17 protein-coding genes are annotated in these 16,560 nt (G+C 32.9%); 15 read left to right on the top strand and 2 right to left on the bottom strand.

Going from position 1 to position 16,560, the window contains the following annotated elements; genetic code table 11:
- Positions 1 to 76: 76 nt before the first annotated feature.
- On the top strand, positions 77 to 481 hold the full coding sequence (locus BM549_RS03235; RefSeq protein WP_290468945.1) for a hypothetical protein: 405 nt from the start codon (positions 77 to 79) through the stop codon (positions 479 to 481).
- Here BM549_RS03235 and BM549_RS03230 read toward each other — a convergent pair.
- Positions 478 to 1,377 carry a helix-turn-helix transcriptional regulator gene (locus BM549_RS03230; protein ID WP_290468944.1) on the bottom strand — a complete coding sequence of 300 codons (900 nt, stop codon included), beginning with the start codon at positions 1,375 to 1,377 and terminating at the stop codon, positions 478 to 480. The two genes, BM549_RS03235 and BM549_RS03230, sit on opposite strands and share 4 nt — an antisense overlap.
- A gap of 182 nt (positions 1,378 to 1,559) precedes the next feature.
- On the opposite strand from BM549_RS03230, the gene hemA reads away from it, so the two are divergent.
- The 14 genes from hemA to BM549_RS03160 all read left to right on the top strand — a co-directional run bounded on the left by hemA (position 1,560) and on the right by BM549_RS03160 (position 13,821).
- Entirely contained in the window at positions 1,560 to 2,819 is a 1,260-nt protein-coding gene (gene hemA / locus BM549_RS03225; protein ID WP_041301304.1) for a glutamyl-tRNA reductase, read from the top strand.
- Positions 2,812 to 4,395 (top strand): hydroxymethylbilane synthase, encoded by a 1,584-nt coding sequence (gene hemC / locus BM549_RS03220; protein ID WP_290468943.1) that lies wholly within the window; start codon positions 2,812 to 2,814, stop codon positions 4,393 to 4,395. The genes hemA and hemC overlap by 8 nt, the downstream gene beginning before the upstream one ends.
- Before the next feature lie 58 nt (positions 4,396 to 4,453).
- Positions 4,454 to 5,479, top strand: a complete 1,026-nt coding sequence (gene hemE, locus BM549_RS03215) for a uroporphyrinogen decarboxylase (protein WP_290468942.1) — start codon at positions 4,454 to 4,456, stop codon at positions 5,477 to 5,479.
- Between the two features lie 247 nt (positions 5,480 to 5,726).
- Positions 5,727 to 6,491: an EI24 domain-containing protein gene (locus tag BM549_RS03210; protein WP_290468941.1), complete on the top strand. Its 765-nt coding sequence runs from the start codon at positions 5,727 to 5,729 to the stop codon at positions 6,489 to 6,491.
- Between the two features lies 1 nt (position 6,492).
- The gene (locus tag BM549_RS03205) at positions 6,493 to 7,029 is read left to right on the top strand and encodes a GNAT family protein (protein ID WP_290468940.1); all 537 of its coding nucleotides are present in this window, start codon (positions 6,493 to 6,495) and stop codon (positions 7,027 to 7,029) included.
- A 1-nt stretch (position 7,030) separates the two neighbouring features.
- Complete coding sequence (gene hemF / locus BM549_RS03200) at positions 7,031 to 7,933, top strand: oxygen-dependent coproporphyrinogen oxidase (RefSeq protein ID WP_290468939.1); 903 nt, start codon at positions 7,031 to 7,033, stop codon at positions 7,931 to 7,933.
- 1 nt (position 7,934) lies between these two features.
- Positions 7,935 to 8,324, top strand: a complete 390-nt coding sequence (locus tag BM549_RS03195; protein ID WP_013869738.1) for a YchJ family metal-binding protein — start codon at positions 7,935 to 7,937, stop codon at positions 8,322 to 8,324.
- Positions 8,325 to 8,370: 46 nt separating this feature from the next.
- Positions 8,371 to 9,360, top strand: a complete 990-nt coding sequence (hemB, locus tag BM549_RS03190) for a porphobilinogen synthase (protein ID WP_290468938.1) — start codon at positions 8,371 to 8,373, stop codon at positions 9,358 to 9,360.
- Between the two features lie 4 nt (positions 9,361 to 9,364).
- Entirely contained in the window at positions 9,365 to 9,760 is a 396-nt protein-coding gene (locus BM549_RS14000) for a cytochrome c (protein WP_365336599.1), read from the top strand.
- 39 nt (positions 9,761 to 9,799) lie between these two features.
- The gene (locus tag BM549_RS03180) at positions 9,800 to 10,873 is read left to right on the top strand and encodes a CNNM domain-containing protein (protein ID WP_290468937.1); all 1,074 of its coding nucleotides are present in this window, start codon (positions 9,800 to 9,802) and stop codon (positions 10,871 to 10,873) included.
- Complete coding sequence (locus BM549_RS03175; RefSeq protein ID WP_290468936.1) at positions 10,873 to 11,349, top strand: methylated-DNA--[protein]-cysteine S-methyltransferase; 477 nt, start codon at positions 10,873 to 10,875, stop codon at positions 11,347 to 11,349. The genes BM549_RS03180 and BM549_RS03175 overlap by 1 nt, the downstream gene beginning before the upstream one ends.
- The gene (locus BM549_RS03170) at positions 11,349 to 11,882 is read left to right on the top strand and encodes a DUF4442 domain-containing protein (protein ID WP_290468935.1); all 534 of its coding nucleotides are present in this window, start codon (positions 11,349 to 11,351) and stop codon (positions 11,880 to 11,882) included. The genes BM549_RS03175 and BM549_RS03170 overlap by 1 nt, the downstream gene beginning before the upstream one ends.
- A gap of 39 nt (positions 11,883 to 11,921) precedes the next feature.
- Positions 11,922 to 13,076, top strand: a complete 1,155-nt coding sequence (locus BM549_RS03165) for a serine hydrolase (RefSeq protein ID WP_290468934.1) — start codon at positions 11,922 to 11,924, stop codon at positions 13,074 to 13,076.
- A 31-nt stretch (positions 13,077 to 13,107) separates the two neighbouring features.
- Complete coding sequence (locus BM549_RS03160; RefSeq protein WP_290468933.1) at positions 13,108 to 13,821, top strand: 3'-5' exonuclease; 714 nt, start codon at positions 13,108 to 13,110, stop codon at positions 13,819 to 13,821.
- A gap of 202 nt (positions 13,822 to 14,023) precedes the next feature.
- Here the strand turns inward: BM549_RS03160 and BM549_RS03155 are convergent, their stop codons facing one another.
- On the bottom strand, positions 14,024 to 16,435 hold the full coding sequence (locus BM549_RS03155; protein WP_290468932.1) for a GEVED domain-containing protein: 2,412 nt from the start codon (positions 16,433 to 16,435) through the stop codon (positions 14,024 to 14,026).
- Positions 16,436 to 16,560 lie beyond the last annotated feature (125 nt).

Raw genomic sequence — 16,560 nt, 5'->3', positions numbered from 1 at the left:
AGAGCATCACGCACGCACGGTTACTGCCAATTTTTATTATTCTTTAACAATTATTGGCTGCGCATTATTTCTTTTTATGGCATATGGGCTATACTATGGCGTAAAGTTAATAGACAATTTTCCAGATTTTAAAAATTTTAAAATAGGTCGTTATATAAATTCATCTGGCGAAGCTCCAAATGTACCTTTTATAGATGCTAGTGATGGTATTGGTGGCTTAGTAATATCTATAATTGCCTGGATAGGCATGACAATACTAGCTTTTGTTTTTTTAATACTACTAGAGTTTGCCTTTTGGCTTTCAATATTTATAATTATTATGCTTTTATATTGGCTATTTTTTAGAGCATTAAAATTAGTTTTTAGTAAGGCGCCAAAAACAAAAGGGAATATAGGTTTATCGCTTTCTTACGCTTTGGCTTATACAAGTTTATATTTAGGCTGGTTGTTTTTAACTGTGTACTTAGCACAAAAATTTTAACCTACAGATTGTACATATTTTTTAGGTGTTGTGCCGTATTTCTTTTTAAAAGCTGCTATAAAGTGGCTAGAAGTACTGTAACCTACTTTTAACCCAACCTCATTAACGTTATGCTCACCAGATTCTAAAAGTTTTCGAGCAACCTCAAGCTTGTAATCAAGCAAAAAACTAAAAACACTATCACCATAAATTTGTTTAAAGCCTTCTTTTAATTTTTTAAGAGTCAAGCCAATTTCATCTGCTAATTCTTGTAAACTTGGCGGCTCTGCCATTCTAGAGATTACAATATCTTTAGCTTTTCTAATTTTTAAAACATTAGTCTCATCAACCAAAAAAGGACATTGCTCTATATCTGCATCTTCACTTCTATTAAAATACAAACTTAACACCTCATAAGCTTTAGCCTTAAAATAAATATTTTTAATAGAAGCATTTAAGTTATAATTCACCAATTGGTTTAAAGCGATAGCCATAGACGGTGAAATATTACCGTCTTTGTAGTATTTTTTATCCTTATTATCTTCACTTAAAAAAGTAATATAATCTGCTTCCTGAGAAAATAAACCATGAAATTTTTTAATAGAAATTAAAACCGACACTAACCATGTATTAGGCTGTACTTCTAAATGTAATGGCAAATCTCTTTGCGGGTTGTAAAGTAGCAAAGAAGTTTCAGAAGCTACATTTAATTTATAATTACCATTATTAAATAAAAATAAGCTCTCACCTTTTAAGCAAAAATGGAATTGAATAAAGCTGCTATCAATTTCGCGCTCTATAAGCTTAACTCCCTGTGTATCATTTTGGTGAGTTAAAATAAAAACACCATCGTCTGCACGTGTTTCTATAAAAAAACCTTTAGCGATACTTTTCTCAATTTTGTTTTCTAAATCCATGATTTTATTATTTAGATTTGTTCTAAATTAAAAATTAAGAACAACTGTAAAGCATAACAAAAATAGTACTTTTAAGCAATTTAGTCAAAAAACCACGCTAAAAAACCCGAATCGATATTAATTGTTCTTACAGCGTTATTTTTTACATAAAACACAACTTACTTTTGTTGCGTACTATTTTTATGAAACAATATAATATTTCAAAAGGCTCCACTTTCTACGCTATTGGCTTAAGCTACAAAAAAGCCGATGCCGAAATTCGTGGTCATTTTAGTTTAAGTGAAGAAGCAAAATTAAATTTGCTAAATCAAGCTAATACTAATGGTATAGAAAGCCTAATCGTAACATCTACCTGTAACAGAACCGAGATTTTTGGTTTTGCCGAACATCCTTTTCAACTTATTAAACTTCTTTGCGACAATACAAAAGGTACGGTAGAAGAGTTTCAAAAAGTTGCATATGTATATAAAAACAACGATGCTATTTCACATATGTTTCGTGTTGGCTCTGGATTAGACAGCCAGATTTTAGGTGATTTCGAAATTATTAGCCAATTAAAAACAGCCGCAAGAATTTCAAAAAAACACAATTTATTAAATCACTTTATAGAGCGTTTAATAAATGCTGTTATTCAAGCAAGCAAGCGTATAAAAAATGAAACCGATATTTCAACAGGTGCAACATCTGTGTCTTTTGCATCGGTTCAATATATAATGAAACACGTAGAAAACGTTTCAAACAAAAATATTTTACTTTTTGGAACAGGAAAAATAGGAAGAAACACCTGCGAAAACCTAGTAAAGCATACCAAAAACGAACATATTACTTTAATTAATAGAACTAAAGATAAAGCTGAAGCTATTGCAGGAAAATTTAATTTAATTGTAAAAGAATATGCTAATCTTCAAGAAGAAATTAATGCTTCAGATATTTTAATTGTTGCAACAGGTGCTCAAAACCCAACAATAGACAAACACATTATTCAGTCTAAAAAAGACTTGTTAATTCTAGATTTATCAATTCCTAAAAACGTAAATAATAACGTTCAAGAATTAGATAATGTTAAGCTTATTCATTTAGACGATTTATCTCAAATCACAGATGAAACTTTAGAAAACAGAAAACAACATATTCCTCTGGCCGAAACTATAATTGAAGAAGTAAAAGCCGAATTTAATAGCTGGTTAGAAACAAGAAAATTTGCACCAACAATAAAGGCTTTAAAAAGTAAATTACAAGATTTTAAAAATGCCGAGTTAGACACACAGCGAAAAAAAGTTGCTAATTTTAACGAGGAACAAGCCGAGCTTATTACCAATAAACTCATTCAAAAAATAACTAACCACTTTGCTCACCATTTAAAAGACGAAGCGGTTTCTACAAACGATAGCCTGGAACTTATTCAAAAAGTTTTTCAGTTAGAACCAGTAAAAAATGTCTAAAACTATAAGAATTGGTACTCGTGATAGCGAGTTAGCACTCTACCAAGCCAATGCCGTAAAATCACAATTAGAACACTTAGGACACAAAACTGTTCTTGTTCCTGTAAAATCTACAGGAGATATTGTTTTAGATAAACCACTTTACGAGCTTGGTATTACAGGAATATTTACTCGAACATTAGATATCGCAATGCTTAATGGTGATATTGATATTGCCGTACACTCTTTAAAAGATGTACCAACAATTTTACCAAAAGGTATTGTACAAGCAGCAGTTTTAAAGCGCGGTAATGTTCGTGATACATTAGTTTACAAAACTACCGAAGAATTTCTAGGAGCACGAGAAGCTGTAATTGCAACAAGTAGTTTACGTAGAAAAGCACAATGGTTAAACCGTTATCCAACACACACTATAGAAGATATTCGTGGTAATGTAAACACACGATTAGAAAAACTAAAAAACACTAGCCTTTTTAATGCTGCTATTTTTGCAGCAGCAGGTATTGGCCGTTTAGGTTTACGTCCAGAAACAGCAGTTAATTTAGAATGGATGATTCCTGCACCAGCACAAGGTGCAATTATGGTCGCTGCTTTAGAAAAAGACGAAGAAACAAGAGCTATTTTAGCTGAAATAAACCACGAAGAAACTCAAATTTGCACACAAATTGAACGTGAGTTTTTAAATAAATTAGAAGGTGGATGTACTGCTCCAATTGGTGCATTATGCTATATAAAAGACGAAGAGGTTAATTTTGAAGGTGTTTTATTAAGCCCAAACGGAACAAAAAAAATAACCGTACAACGTGTAAAAAAATTAGGAGAACATACAGATATCGCCACTTGGTGCGCAGATTATGTAATAGACAAAGGTGGAAAACACCTAATGGATAGCATAAAAGAGTCTACTAAAATTACTAATGTTTACTCTACAAAATCGCTTACAGAAGATCAACGTTTATTATTTCACGAAAAAGTAGTTGCACAAAGTAGCGACTTTATTAAAATAAGTCTTAACCGTATTGCACCAAGACTACTAAAAAATGAAATTGAAAACGTTGTTATTACAAGTAAAAATGCTGTAGAAGCATTACTAACAAACTTCTCTGCAATAGAATTACAATTTAAAAACATTTATTGTGTAGGGCGCAGAACAAAACGTTTAGTAGAAAACCGCATAGGTAAAGTAAAACATAGCGAAAAAAACGCGAAAAAATTAGCAGAACATCTTGTAGAATATATGGATGGTAATCAAGTAACTTATTTTTGTAGTGACTTAAGGCTAGACGACCTACCTACCATTTTAGAAGAAAACAATATAAACGTAAAACAAATTGAAGCTTACCAAACAAAATTTGATAGCTTAGAAATACCAAACACTGTTGAAGGAGTGATGTTTTACAGCCCATCAACCGTTAAAAGTTTTAAACAAGAAAATACTGTAACAAATACCATGATTGCTTTTTGTATAGGCGAAACTACAGCAAAAGAAGCAAGACATTACTTTAACGATGTAAGAGTTGCAAAAGTACCAACAGTAGAAAGTGTTATAGAATTAGTGAATAAACACTATGTATAATTTCTTTTAAAAAAAGGAATTTTAAATTAAAACATTACCGTTTTCACGGCAAAAAATTATGATTAAAAACGATTTATTTTTAAGAGCTTTAAAAGGAGAAACAGTAGAGCGTCCACCAGTTTGGATGATGCGTCAAGCAGGTCGCTATCTTCCAGAATTTATGGAGATTAAAGCTAAATACGATTTCTTTACACGCTGCCAAACGCCAGAACTGGCAAGCGAAATAACGGTACAACCTATACGCCGTTACGGTATGGATGCTGCAATACTATTTTGCGATATTTTAGTAATACCACAAGCAATGAATATCGAGGTGCAAATGAAACCTAATTTTGGTCCTTATTTACCAAACCCAATTCGCACTCAAAAAGACGTAGATAATGTAATAGTACCAGACGTAAAAGATAGCTTAAGCTACGTTTACGATGCAATAAAAATGACTAAAGAAAAACTAAATAACGACATTCCGTTAATTGGTTTTGCAGGTTCACCATGGACCATTTTATGCTACTGCGTACAAGGACAAGGCAGTAAAAACTTTGATAAAGCCAAAGAATTTTGTTTTACAAATCCCGTTGCCGCACACCAATTATTACAAAAAATTACAGATACAACGATTGCTTATTTAAAAGAAAAAGTAAAAGCAGGTGTTAATGCCGTACAAGTATTCGACTCTTGGGGAGGCATGTTATCTCCAGTAGATTATCAAGAATTCTCTTGGAAATATATACAACAAATAATAGATGCCTTAAAAGACGAAACACCAGTAATTGCCTTTGGTAAAGGCTGTTGGTTCGCACTTGGCGAAATGGCAAAATCTGGAGCTTCGGCATTAGGTGTAGACTGGACTTGCTCTGCAAGAAACGCACGTTATTTAACAGGCGGAAACATTACACTACAAGGTAATTTTGACCCAACACGATTATTTTCACCACCAGCAGAAATTAAAAAAATGGTTCACCAAATGATTAATGATTTTGGTAAAGACAAATACATAGTAAATCTTGGTCACGGTATTTTACCAAACATTCCGTTAGAAAATGCCAAAGCCTTTATAGACGCTGTAAAAGAATACAAAGCGTAAAATATTTTGGGCGTAACCTACTTTTTTATGTAACAATAAGTACAATATTTCAACTTATAGTTATAAAAAAGTAGGTCGCGTCTTCCGCTATATCTTTTTAACTAAATAAACGTCACAAGCTTCGTTTATTTAATAAAAAAGGATGCCGCTGCAACCGCTTACGCAAACTAACATATAGATTCAAATAAAAAACAGTATTATAAAATTATAAACAGTTTAAAAGAGAATTCTAATATCGTAGAAAACTATGATAAAAAATATACTAAAAGGAATAAAAGCCTACACAGGCACTTTCGCATTAATTTCTAAATTAAACCTTTGGAAATACTTTTTAGTACCAATCATAATAAGCATTGTAACAGCAACTGTAGTTGCACTTTCAGCCTATAAACTATCAGATAATATTGGCAGATTTATAGCCAAAATTTGGCCTTGGGAAAAAGGCATAGAAACCTTTACAACCATATCAAGTTTTATTGGTGGAGCCGTAATAATACTATTAGGCTTTATACTTTACAAGCATATAGTAATGGCTCTATCTGCACCATTTATGAGTCCAGTGTCCGAAAAAATTGAAACACACCTTACAGGCAAACATAAACACGAACATAGAATAACATCCTTTAAAGAGCAACTTTGGCGAGGAATTAGAATAAATGTTAGAAATCTTTTAAAAGAAATTCTATTTACAATACCATTAATACTACTTGGCTTTATACCTATTTTAGGTATAATATCAACAATCCTCATTTTTTTAGTACAAGCCTATTATGCAGGTTTTGGTAATATAGATTATACACTAGAACGCCATTTTAAATACAAAGAAAGTATTGCTTTTGTAAATAAAAATCGCGGCATTGCCATTGGTAACGGTATTGTATTTATGTTATTTTTATTAATTCCAGTAATTGGAATTATAATAGTATTACCGCTTTCGGTCACTGCCGCTACCACAAAAACAGTAGAGCTTATTCACAATGAAAATGACCTTGTAAAAGCAGAAAACGTGTAATATGATTCAATCATTTAATGGTTTCGAAATAAATCCAATTCACGAAGGTGATGCTTGGAAAATTTGTGATTTTATGATTACGAATTCAGAACGTTTTAAGCGCTATTTCCCAAAAACCTTGGAACAAAATTTAAATCCAACATTGTCTCAACTATTTGTTGAAACTAAAGTGAAACAATTCAATAAAAAAGAAGAGTTTTTATTCACTTTAAAGCATACAGAAAGCCGAAAACTAGCAGCAATTATTTATATTAAAGAATTAGATTGGATAAAAAAACAAGGTGAATTTGCTTATTGCATAGATTATAACTTTGAAGGTCACGGCTTAACTTCTAAAGCTATTGGATTCTTATCTAATTATGCCTTTAATTCTTTAGATTTAAAAACACTTCAAATAATAGCGTATAAAGACAATAAATCTAGTATTAGAGTAGCTTTAAAAAACGGATTTACTTGGCAAAAAACATTACCCAAAGAATATACTCCTATAGGCGAAAAACCATTAGACATGGAGTTGTTTGAATTATATAAAATATAATATGAAAGATAAATTTTTTAAATACATACACGAACTACAAGACACAATTACAGCTGCTTTTGAAGCTATCGATGGCAAAGCTAAATTTCAAGAAGACATCTGGAAACGTCCTGAAGGCGGCGGCGGAAGAACACGTGTAATTGAAAACGGAAATGTTATAGAAAAAGGTGGTGTAAATATCTCTGGCGTACATGGTAAACTACCAGACTCTATGCAAAAATATTTTGGAGTAGAAGACGCCGATTTTTTTGCCTGCGGACTAAGCTTAGTTATTCACCCAAAAAACCCAATGGTACCAACTGTACATGCAAATTGGCGTTATTTTGAAATGTATGATAAAGATGGAAACATTGTAGACCAATGGTTTGGTGGCGGACAAGATTTAACGCCATATTACTTGTTTGATGAAGATGCAACACATTTTCACCAAACCTGTAAAACAGCTTGCGATAAACATAATTCAGAATTTTACCCTAAATACAAAGCACGATGCGATGAGTATTTTTACAATGCACATAGAAATGAAGGTCGTGGTGTTGGCGGTTTGTTTTTCGATTATTGCAAAGCATCAAACGAAATGACTATGCAAAATTGGTACGATTTTGTAACAGAAGTTGGCGATAGTTTTGTCTCGGCCTATCTTCCTATTATGGAAAAAAGAAAAGATTTAGAATATACTAAAGCACAACGCGATTGGCAAGAAATACGTCGTGGTCGTTATGTCGAATTTAATTTGGTACACGATAAAGGCACGCTTTTCGGTTTAAAAACAAACGGAAGAATAGAAAGTATTTTAATGAGTTTACCACCGCATGTACAATGGGTTTACGATCATAATCCAGAACCTGGTAGTGACGAAGAAAAACTCATTAACGTGTTAAAAAATCCAGTAAATTGGGTATAAAATGAATTGCTACTGCGGAAACAATAAAACCTATAAAACATGCTGCGAAGTGTTTCATTTAAACAATGGAAAAACAGAAACAGCAGAGCAATTAATGCGTTCTCGTTATAGTGCTTTTGTCTTGGCAGATGGTAATTATTTAATGCAAACGCATCATGCATCTACCCGACCAATTTCAGAAAAGAAAGCCATTGTAAAGTGGGCAAAATCTGTAGAATGGATTAAATTAGAGGTTTTAGAATCTAATAAAGGTTTAAAAAATAATACCGAAGGTACAGTTACCTTTAATGCTTATTTTTTTGAAAACGGAAAAGTAGATGTCATCCATGAAAAATCTGCTTTTATAAAAGAAAACAACACTTGGTACTACTTAGGTTATGCCAAAAATTAAATAAAAATTATTGCAGTTTAACAACTGTTTATTCAAGATTTATAATATGTACCCACTAAAAAGAAATAGAAGATTAAGAGCCAACAAAGCCATTAGAAGTTTAGTTAGAGAAACTATTATTTCTCCAAACGATTTTTTAGTACCACTTTTTATAGTTGAAGGCAAAGGTGTAAAAGAAGAAATTGCCTCTATGCCAAATTATTATCGCTATAGTTTAGATTTATTAGAAGCTGAAGTTAAAGAACTTTGGAAATTAGGATTAAAATCTGTTTTACTATTTGTAAAAGTACCAGATAATTTAAAAGATAATAAAGGTACCGAAGCTTTAAATCCAGATGGATTAATGCAACGTGCTATAAAAACAGTTAAAAATGTGTGTCCAGACATGTTAGTGATGACAGATGTTGCTCTAGACCCATATTCATCATTTGGTCATGATGGTATTATAGAAAATGGAAAAATTATAAACGATGATACTGTTGATGTTTTAGCAGAAATGAGTTTGTCTCACGCGCAAGCTGGAGCTAATTTTGTTGCACCAAGCGACATGATGGATGGTCGTATTTTAGCCATTCGTGAAACATTAGAAGATGAAGGATTTGTAGATACAGGTATTATGAGCTATTCAGCAAAATATGCCTCAGCATTTTATGGCCCATTTCGCGATGCTCTAGACTCTGCACCAGTTGATGCTCAAGAAATTCCAAAAGATAAAAAAACATATCAAATGGATTATGCCAATCGTTTTGAAGCCATTCGTGAAACCGAAATGGATATAGATGAAGGCGCAGATATTGTTATGGTAAAACCAGGATTATGCTATTTAGATATTGTTCGTGAAATTAAAAATGAGGTCGATGTTCCTGTTGCTGTTTACCAAGTTTCTGGTGAATATGCAATGCTTAAAGCTGCCGCAGAAAAAGGTTGGTTAGACCATGACGCTGTTATGCTAGAACAAGTTACAGCTATTAAACGTGCAGGCGCAGATGTAATTGCAAGCTACTTTGCTAAAGACGTAGTTAAATTAATTTCGTAAAAAAATGAAAAATATTCTCCTGTTATTTACAACAATTATAATAATAGGAGTTTGTTTATTTTTGTTTGTTCTTAAACAAAATGCAACACAAATAAGTTGTAATACTCCAACACCACAACTAATTTGTGGCACTATAAATTATGCTACAACTAACTCACAACAGGCTGTAGATGGCAAAAAGTTATTTAACGTTAATTGCGCAGCATGCCATAAATTAGATAAAAAAATGGTAGGTCCAGCTCTTAGGCAGGTTGCTAAAAAATATAATTTTATAAGTATTAAAAATCATTTAAAAGATAAAAAGGCCAGTTTAAAAAGTAAAACCTACAACACTTCTTGTCTTGTATTCAAACATTTAAGCGATAAAGATATTTCTAATATCCTTTCTTATACAGAATAACCAAATAATTTTTAACTTAGCATAAAACTAAATCAATCCATGGGATTACTAATATTTTACGGAGTTATCTCCATCTTTTTCTCTTTTTTATGTTCAATTTTAGAAGCAGTTCTATTAAGTGTAACACCAACCTTTATTAATGTTAAAAAGCAAGAAGGCAAGAGTTATGCTTTAGCATTAGAAGCTTTAAAAAAAGACGTAGACAGACCTTTAATTGCTATTTTAACACTTAATACAATTGCACATACCGTTGGTGCTATATTGGTTGGTAAGCAAGCCGAGCAACTTTATGGAAATGGTGATGGTTATGGTGTATTTATTGTTTCGGCAGTAATGACTATTTTAATTTTAGTGGCTTCAGAAATTATACCAAAAACCATTGGAGCAACCTATTGGAAAAGTCTAGCTAATTTTACAACCAAAGCACTTAATATCTTAATTTTCCCATTAAAATGGACTGGTTTATTATGGTTAATGCAACTAACAACAAAACTTATTGGCGGTAAAGGTCACGGTAGCGTATTAAGCCGAGAAGGCTTTCTAGTTATGGCAGATATGGCTCATGAAGAAGGTGTTTTTGAAAGTAACGAAAGTAAAATCATTAAAAACCTTTTAACTTTTAAAGAAGTTTTTGCTAAAAATGTAATGACACCAAGAACTGTAATGAAATCTGAAAACGTAACAACTACTGTTGAAGATTTTTTTAATAGAAATATGAATGTGCGTTTTTCAAGAATTCCTGTTTATGCAGATACCGAAGATAACATTAAAGGTCTCGTTTTAAAAGATGAAGTTTTTAAAGAAATGGCTCTTGGAAACGGCACCAAAAAGCTTGGAGAATTAAAAAGAGATATAATAATTGTTGAAAGAAATTTACCAATACCTACTCTTTTTGAGCAACTTGTTGAAACCAGAAACCACATGGCTTTAGTAGTAGACGAGTATGGATCTGTAAGCGGTATTGTAACCATGGAAGATGTTATTGAAACCTTACTAGGCTTAGAGATTATGGATGAAAGCGATAATGTTAGCGACCTGCAATTACAAGCTAGAAGAAACTGGGAAACAAGAGCTAAAAAAATGGGTCTTATTGAAGGAGAAAAAACAGAGTAATGGAAGAAACCTGTTACATTAATTCTCCTTTAGGAGTTGCCAAAATTATTGGCGATGTAAACGGTATAAACTCTGTTTCTATTTTAAATTCTAATGAGAAAATTTCAAATAATATTCCAGAAGTTTTAGAAGATTGCGTATTACAACTTAACGAATATTTTAATGGCGACCGAAAGCAATTTAGCTTAAAGCTTAACCCAATAGGCACAGCTTTTCAACAACGCGTATGGAAAACACTACAAACTATTCCATACGGTAAAACTATTTCTTATCTAGAGTTATCAAAACAGCTCGGAGATATAAAAGCTATTAGAGCCGTTGCAAATGCTAATGGTAATAATCCATTATGGATTATTATTCCATGTCACAGAGTTATTGGTAGTGATGGAAGCTTAACAGGTTATGCCGGTGGTACTAACCGTAAACAGTGGCTTTTAGAACACGAAAGCCCATACAAACAACAACGCTTATTTTAATGTATAGAATTGCAACCAATTTTTTAAAACGTTTTTTAAAAACATCTACTATTTACAAATATGGCTTTAATTGGTCACCAATGTACAAGCGAAGCACTGCAAAATTAATACAGGTTAGCGACAATTTACAATATGTAAAAATAAAACTAAAGCCTAGTTGGAAAAACCGCAACTATGCTGGTTCTATTTTTGGAGGCTCTATGCTAAGTGCTACAGACCCAATTTACATGATACAACTAATACAAATACTTGGCGATGATTTTGTTGTATGGGATAAAGCTGCAAGTATAAAATATAAACGTCCTGCAAAAGAAACTATTTATGCAGAGTTTGTTTTTTTAGATGAAGAAATTAAAAAAATTAAAAACGAAATAAACCTTAAAAACGAAGTTAATATCACCAAAAAATTAACTTTAAAAAACGCAGAAAATACAGTGTTTGCTGAAATTGAAAAAACAATATACGCTGCTACAAAAACCTACTATAAAGAAAAACTGAAACAAAGAAAACAACAACAAAATACTGCACAATAAAATAATATTAGTATCTTAATTTTCTATAAAACTAACTAAATGAAATTTCTAAAAAACCTTTTAAAAGTACTTGTAGTACTATTTGGCTTACTAATTGCCATACTTTACATTACAGACACAGATTATTTATTAAAAGCGGTAAGAACCATTTATATGCGTGGTTACACAACTGCTTTCTTAGATGATTATAAAAGATTTGATAATCGTACAATAGATGTTGGTACACCTCAACCATGGCCAAATCACAAAAAATACAATACTGCCAAAGAAACTGAAACACTACAAAAAGCAAATAAAGATTGGGGAACTGTAGCTTATGTTATTATTAAAAACGACAGTATTTGGTACGAGAATTATTTTGATGGCTATAACGAAAACTCAAAATCAAATTCATTTTCTATGGCAAAAAGCTACGTTTCTGGATTATTAGGCAAGGCTTTAATGGAAGGTTATATAAAAAGTCTAGACGAACCTGTTTGTAATTATTTGCCAGAATTTTGTGATGGCTTAGCTGCAAAAATGACTGTTGGAGATTTATCTACAATGAGCTCTGGTACTAATTGGGACGAAGCTTATTATTCTCCATTATCTATTACTACACGTGCTTATTTTGATGATGATTTAGCAAAAGTAATGAATGGCTTAAAGGTTGTTGAAGAACCTGGAAAAGCCTTTAAATATGCCAGTGGTGATACACAAATGCTAGCAATGGTTATAGAAAAAGCTACAGGAAAAAAACTATACACATATTTAGAAGAAAGCTTCTGGAAACCTTTAGGGAGTGAAAACCAAACACTTTGGCAGGTAGATAGCGATGAGCACGATTTAGTTAAAGCATATTGCTGTATTGCAAGTAATGCAAAAGATTTTGCACGCTTTGGAAAACTATATAAAGACCACGGTAAATGGAATGGCAAACAAGTTTTAGACTCTGCTTTTGTTGCCAAATCTTTAACTCCTAAATTCGATCCTGTTTACGGTTATGGTTGGTGGCTTAAAAACTATAATGGCAAAGATTTTAAAATGATGCGTGGTCACTTAGGACAATATGTAATTGTGCAACCAGAGGACAATGTTATAATTGTTCGTTTAGGACACCAAAAATCACCAGATGCAGGTATTGGCCATTATACAAAGGATATTTCGCTTTATATAGATGAGGCTTATAAAATGTTAAACCAAAATGAAAATTAATTTTTAAACCATTTGTTTTTTATAATATGCTATGATCTCTAAACTCAATTTAGAAAATATTTTATTTTTAGATATTGAAACCGTACCTGAAACACATAATTTCTCAGATTTAGATAAAACCAAACAAGCACTTTGGGAAGCAAAATCACGCTACCAAAGAAAAGAAGAGTTTACACCTGAAGAATTTTATGATCGTGCAGGAATCTGGGCAGAATTTGGAAAAATAATTTGTATTTCGGTTGGATATTTTACAAATCAAGGCGATACACGTTTGTTTAGAACCACATCTTTTTATGGTGAAGAACCAACACTTTTAAAGGCGTTTAAAAATTTATTAATTTCTCATTTTAGCCAAGCTATACATTTATTATGCGCTCACAACGGTAAGGAATTTGACTTTCCGTACATAGCGAGACGCATGATTATTAATGGTATTGAGTTGCCATACAAACTTAATCTTTTTGGAAAAAAACCTTGGGAAGTACCACATCTTGACACCTTAGAATTATGGAAGTTTGGCGACTATAAAACCTATACTTCTCTTAAATTAATGACTAACGTTTTAGGTATTCCTTCTCCAAAAGATGATATTGATGGCAGTGAAGTTTATCGTGTTTATTATGAAGAAAATGATATTGACCGCATTATAACTTATTGCGAAAAAGATACTATTGCTGTAGCCCAAATTTTCTTGAGACTTCGTGGTGAGCGCATTTTAAGTGAAGAAGAAATTATTCACGTTTAAACTATAACTTATTACAATTACTTACACCCGCAAAAAGGATTGAGGCTTTGTTGAAGCTCCTCGCAGAGAGCGACTGCCGAAAGCCTGGTTTTTGCCTTTTTGGGAAAAAATTTGCCCATAAATTTTAAATTTAAAAACAAAAAAAGTCCCAAGTAAAACTTGGGACTCTCCAACAAATAAGCTAGTTTAAAGGGATAATTGCTTATTGCTTAATAAACTTTCTAGTTTCTATTTTATCGTTTACGTTAAATTGAATCATGTACATTCCTGCTTCTAAATTTCCTACGTTAACACCGTGTGTTGAAGTTCCTTTTGCTACTTGTTGACCCAACATATTTATTACTGTAAATGGTAATTTTTCTATGTTAGATTTTACATATAGTGTATTGCCACTTACTGGATTTGGATATACTGATACTTGTACGTCTAGATACTGCACAAAACCTTCGTTTGTTGTTCTTGCCGTACCACAAGTTCCAAGATTAATCCATCCACTTGATGTTCTCTCGTATAACGATCCATTATAGGTTACTTGATCTCCAACAGCGTAAGATTGACTGCTATTATATGGTGCTACTCCAGCACATTTATCTGCTGCACCATTGGTTAGGCTAATAGCGTCTATTGCCATATCTCCTTGCCATGTTGTACCTGTTGTACCATCGAACCTTAATTGAACTGAGCTTCCTGCATAAGATGATAAATCTATACTTGCATCTTGCCAAGCGTTACCTTGATTTCCAGACTGCGTCCATACGGTAGTCCAAGATGAACCACTATTTGTACTTACTGCTACTTTTAGGTTACCCATTGCTGCTGCACCGTACATGTGGTATTTAAAACTAAAAGTGGCTTGGTTTTGTCCTGCTAAATTAAAGCATGGCGATACTAATAATGCTCTTTTTGTAGAATAATTTGGTGCTGAAGATTCCATATAAGCATATTGAGATCCAGCACTTGCGCTTGATGGTCCTGTGTTGCTTGATGGCGTAGAACCAGAGCGTCTTGTCCAATTAAAATCGTCTCCGCTACCTTGTGTCCATCCTCCAAAGTTAGACTCAAAACTTTCGTTATAAGGGAAAGATGAAATTGCTCCACTACATCCTGTTGGTGGTGGCGTTGTTGTCCCTGTTTTTATTGTTACTGTATAATCTTCTACTTCTCCATAAGAGAATGTTTCGCAAGAAGTTGGTATACCGTTGTATTTCATAGAAACACGTAAACGCTTATCTCCATTTGTAGTTCCTGAAGGTACCGTAAACGTACCACTAACTGGCGATGATTGTGTTGCTGCAAGAGAGAAAATTTGTTCTCCAGAGTCTGTAAAATCACCATCGTCGTTATAATCTATCCACGCTGCATAGCCTTCGCTATACGTTGTTCCTGTCCAGGTTGGTGTTACTGTTATTGTGTAGCTTGAACCTTTATTTAAATCTGTAGATGTGTTTGTAAAATCTGAATATAACTGTGCTCCAGAAGGATTATTAATACTTCCTACTTGTACTCTTGAAATATATTCATCGTTTACACTGTTACCTTGAGATGCGCAATATTGTGTTCCTGTTTGACATGGTGTACAAGAACCGCCACAGTCTACTCCTGTTTCGTTTCCATTTTGTATACCATCTGTACATGTTGGTTGTGCTACTGCTCCACATTTATCTGATAGTGCTAAACTACGTCTTGCTCCGCCAGCTGCTAATACTGCTCGCATTCTGTTTTTTTGACCAAGTGTAAAAAGATTCATACAAGAATCGTTAGTGTAATCCATATAGTTTTGTACCATATCTGTAGACCCACAAGAGGTTTGACCTACTGGACAACCACCATTAGAGGTTTGGTGCGTAGGTGTATCACTCACAAAATCGTTACCACAGTTACTATCTCCCCAAATATGACGAAGATTTAAGTAGTGACCAACTTCGTGTGTTGTTGTTCTACCACCATCAAACGGTGCTGTTACTGCTCCTGTTCTACCAAAATAGTTATAACCCATTACAACACCATCTGTTGCTGCATTACCACCTGGAAATTGAGCATAACCTAAAATTGTACCTCCGTTACTTAACATTTGTGGTACAATCCACATGTTTAAATACTCACTAGTATTCCAAGGATCAATTCCTCCTGTAGACGAACGCTTCATATCATCACTAGTTCCCCAATCACGACGTGTTGTTGATTTTCTAGTAATTCCAGTGGTTGCATTACCATTAGGATCTACAGTTGCTAAGCAAAATTCTATTTCAGAATCTGCTGCTTGAGACCAAATATTATCTGCATCTGGGTTAGTACGCCTAAAGTCTTCGTTTAATACGTCTAGCTGAGATTGAATTTGAGCTACACTTATATTTTCTGTAGAATTACGATATAATACATGTACAACTACAGGCAAAGTAATAACGTTACCTACAATTTTATTTTGAGAATTGTCCATTTGCTGTATTTTTAGCTTAGTGAACTCTTCGATATCCTGCATTCTCTGTACAAGATTAGGGTCTTGTTGTTTTCTGTACTCCAAATTTTCCATGGTAGCACATTTTCTGTCAACTTGTGCAAAAGCACAAAAAGCAAGCAAAAAACACAATAATGATAGGGTAATTGTTTTTTTCATGTTAAATGTTTAAAATATTAATTAATTTTTTAAGGAATTGTCAGTCAAAGTATTAAAATTCAATTGAACAAACATTCGGTTTTATGTTTTTTCGATGAAATACATTTAAATTTGAAACATTCGGT

The organism is Lacinutrix sp. MedPE-SW, from assembly GCF_001874145.1.
Classification (GTDB): Bacteria; Bacteroidota; Bacteroidia; order Flavobacteriales; family Flavobacteriaceae; genus Lacinutrix.
The sequence above is the reverse complement of the archived record's forward strand: the minus strand, read 5'-3'. Positions and strand labels throughout refer to the sequence as shown.

Bases quoted from the DNA above. Each gene is read 5' to 3' on its own strand.
- hemF (WP_290468939.1), top strand. From the start codon at position 7,031: ATGAAAGATAAATTTTTTAAATACATACACGAACTACAAGACACAATT.
- BM549_RS03170 (WP_290468935.1), top strand. From the start codon at position 11,349: ATGTATAGAATTGCAACCAATTTTTTAAAACGTTTTTTAAAAACATCT.
- BM549_RS03165 (WP_290468934.1), top strand. From the start codon at position 11,922: ATGAAATTTCTAAAAAACCTTTTAAAAGTACTTGTAGTACTATTTGGC.
- BM549_RS03195 (WP_013869738.1), top strand. From the start codon at position 7,935: ATGAATTGCTACTGCGGAAACAATAAAACCTATAAAACATGCTGCGAA.
- hemA (WP_041301304.1), top strand. From the start codon at position 1,560: ATGAAACAATATAATATTTCAAAAGGCTCCACTTTCTACGCTATTGGC.
- hemC (WP_290468943.1), top strand. From the start codon at position 2,812: ATGTCTAAAACTATAAGAATTGGTACTCGTGATAGCGAGTTAGCACTC.
- BM549_RS03155 (WP_290468932.1), bottom strand. From the start codon at position 16,435: ATGAAAAAAACAATTACCCTATCATTATTGTGTTTTTTGCTTGCTTTT.
- BM549_RS03180 (WP_290468937.1), top strand. From the start codon at position 9,800: ATGGGATTACTAATATTTTACGGAGTTATCTCCATCTTTTTCTCTTTT.
- hemE (WP_290468942.1), top strand. From the start codon at position 4,454: ATGATTAAAAACGATTTATTTTTAAGAGCTTTAAAAGGAGAAACAGTA.
- BM549_RS03210 (WP_290468941.1), top strand. From the start codon at position 5,727: ATGATAAAAAATATACTAAAAGGAATAAAAGCCTACACAGGCACTTTC.
- BM549_RS14000 (WP_365336599.1), top strand. From the start codon at position 9,365: ATGAAAAATATTCTCCTGTTATTTACAACAATTATAATAATAGGAGTT.
- BM549_RS03205 (WP_290468940.1), top strand. From the start codon at position 6,493: ATGATTCAATCATTTAATGGTTTCGAAATAAATCCAATTCACGAAGGT.
- BM549_RS03230 (WP_290468944.1), bottom strand. From the start codon at position 1,377: ATGGATTTAGAAAACAAAATTGAGAAAAGTATCGCTAAAGGTTTTTTT.
- BM549_RS03175 (WP_290468936.1), top strand. From the start codon at position 10,873: ATGGAAGAAACCTGTTACATTAATTCTCCTTTAGGAGTTGCCAAAATT.
- BM549_RS03160 (WP_290468933.1), top strand. From the start codon at position 13,108: ATGATCTCTAAACTCAATTTAGAAAATATTTTATTTTTAGATATTGAA.
- BM549_RS03235 (WP_290468945.1), top strand. From the start codon at position 77: ATGGCATATGGGCTATACTATGGCGTAAAGTTAATAGACAATTTTCCA.
- hemB (WP_290468938.1), top strand. From the start codon at position 8,371: ATGTACCCACTAAAAAGAAATAGAAGATTAAGAGCCAACAAAGCCATT.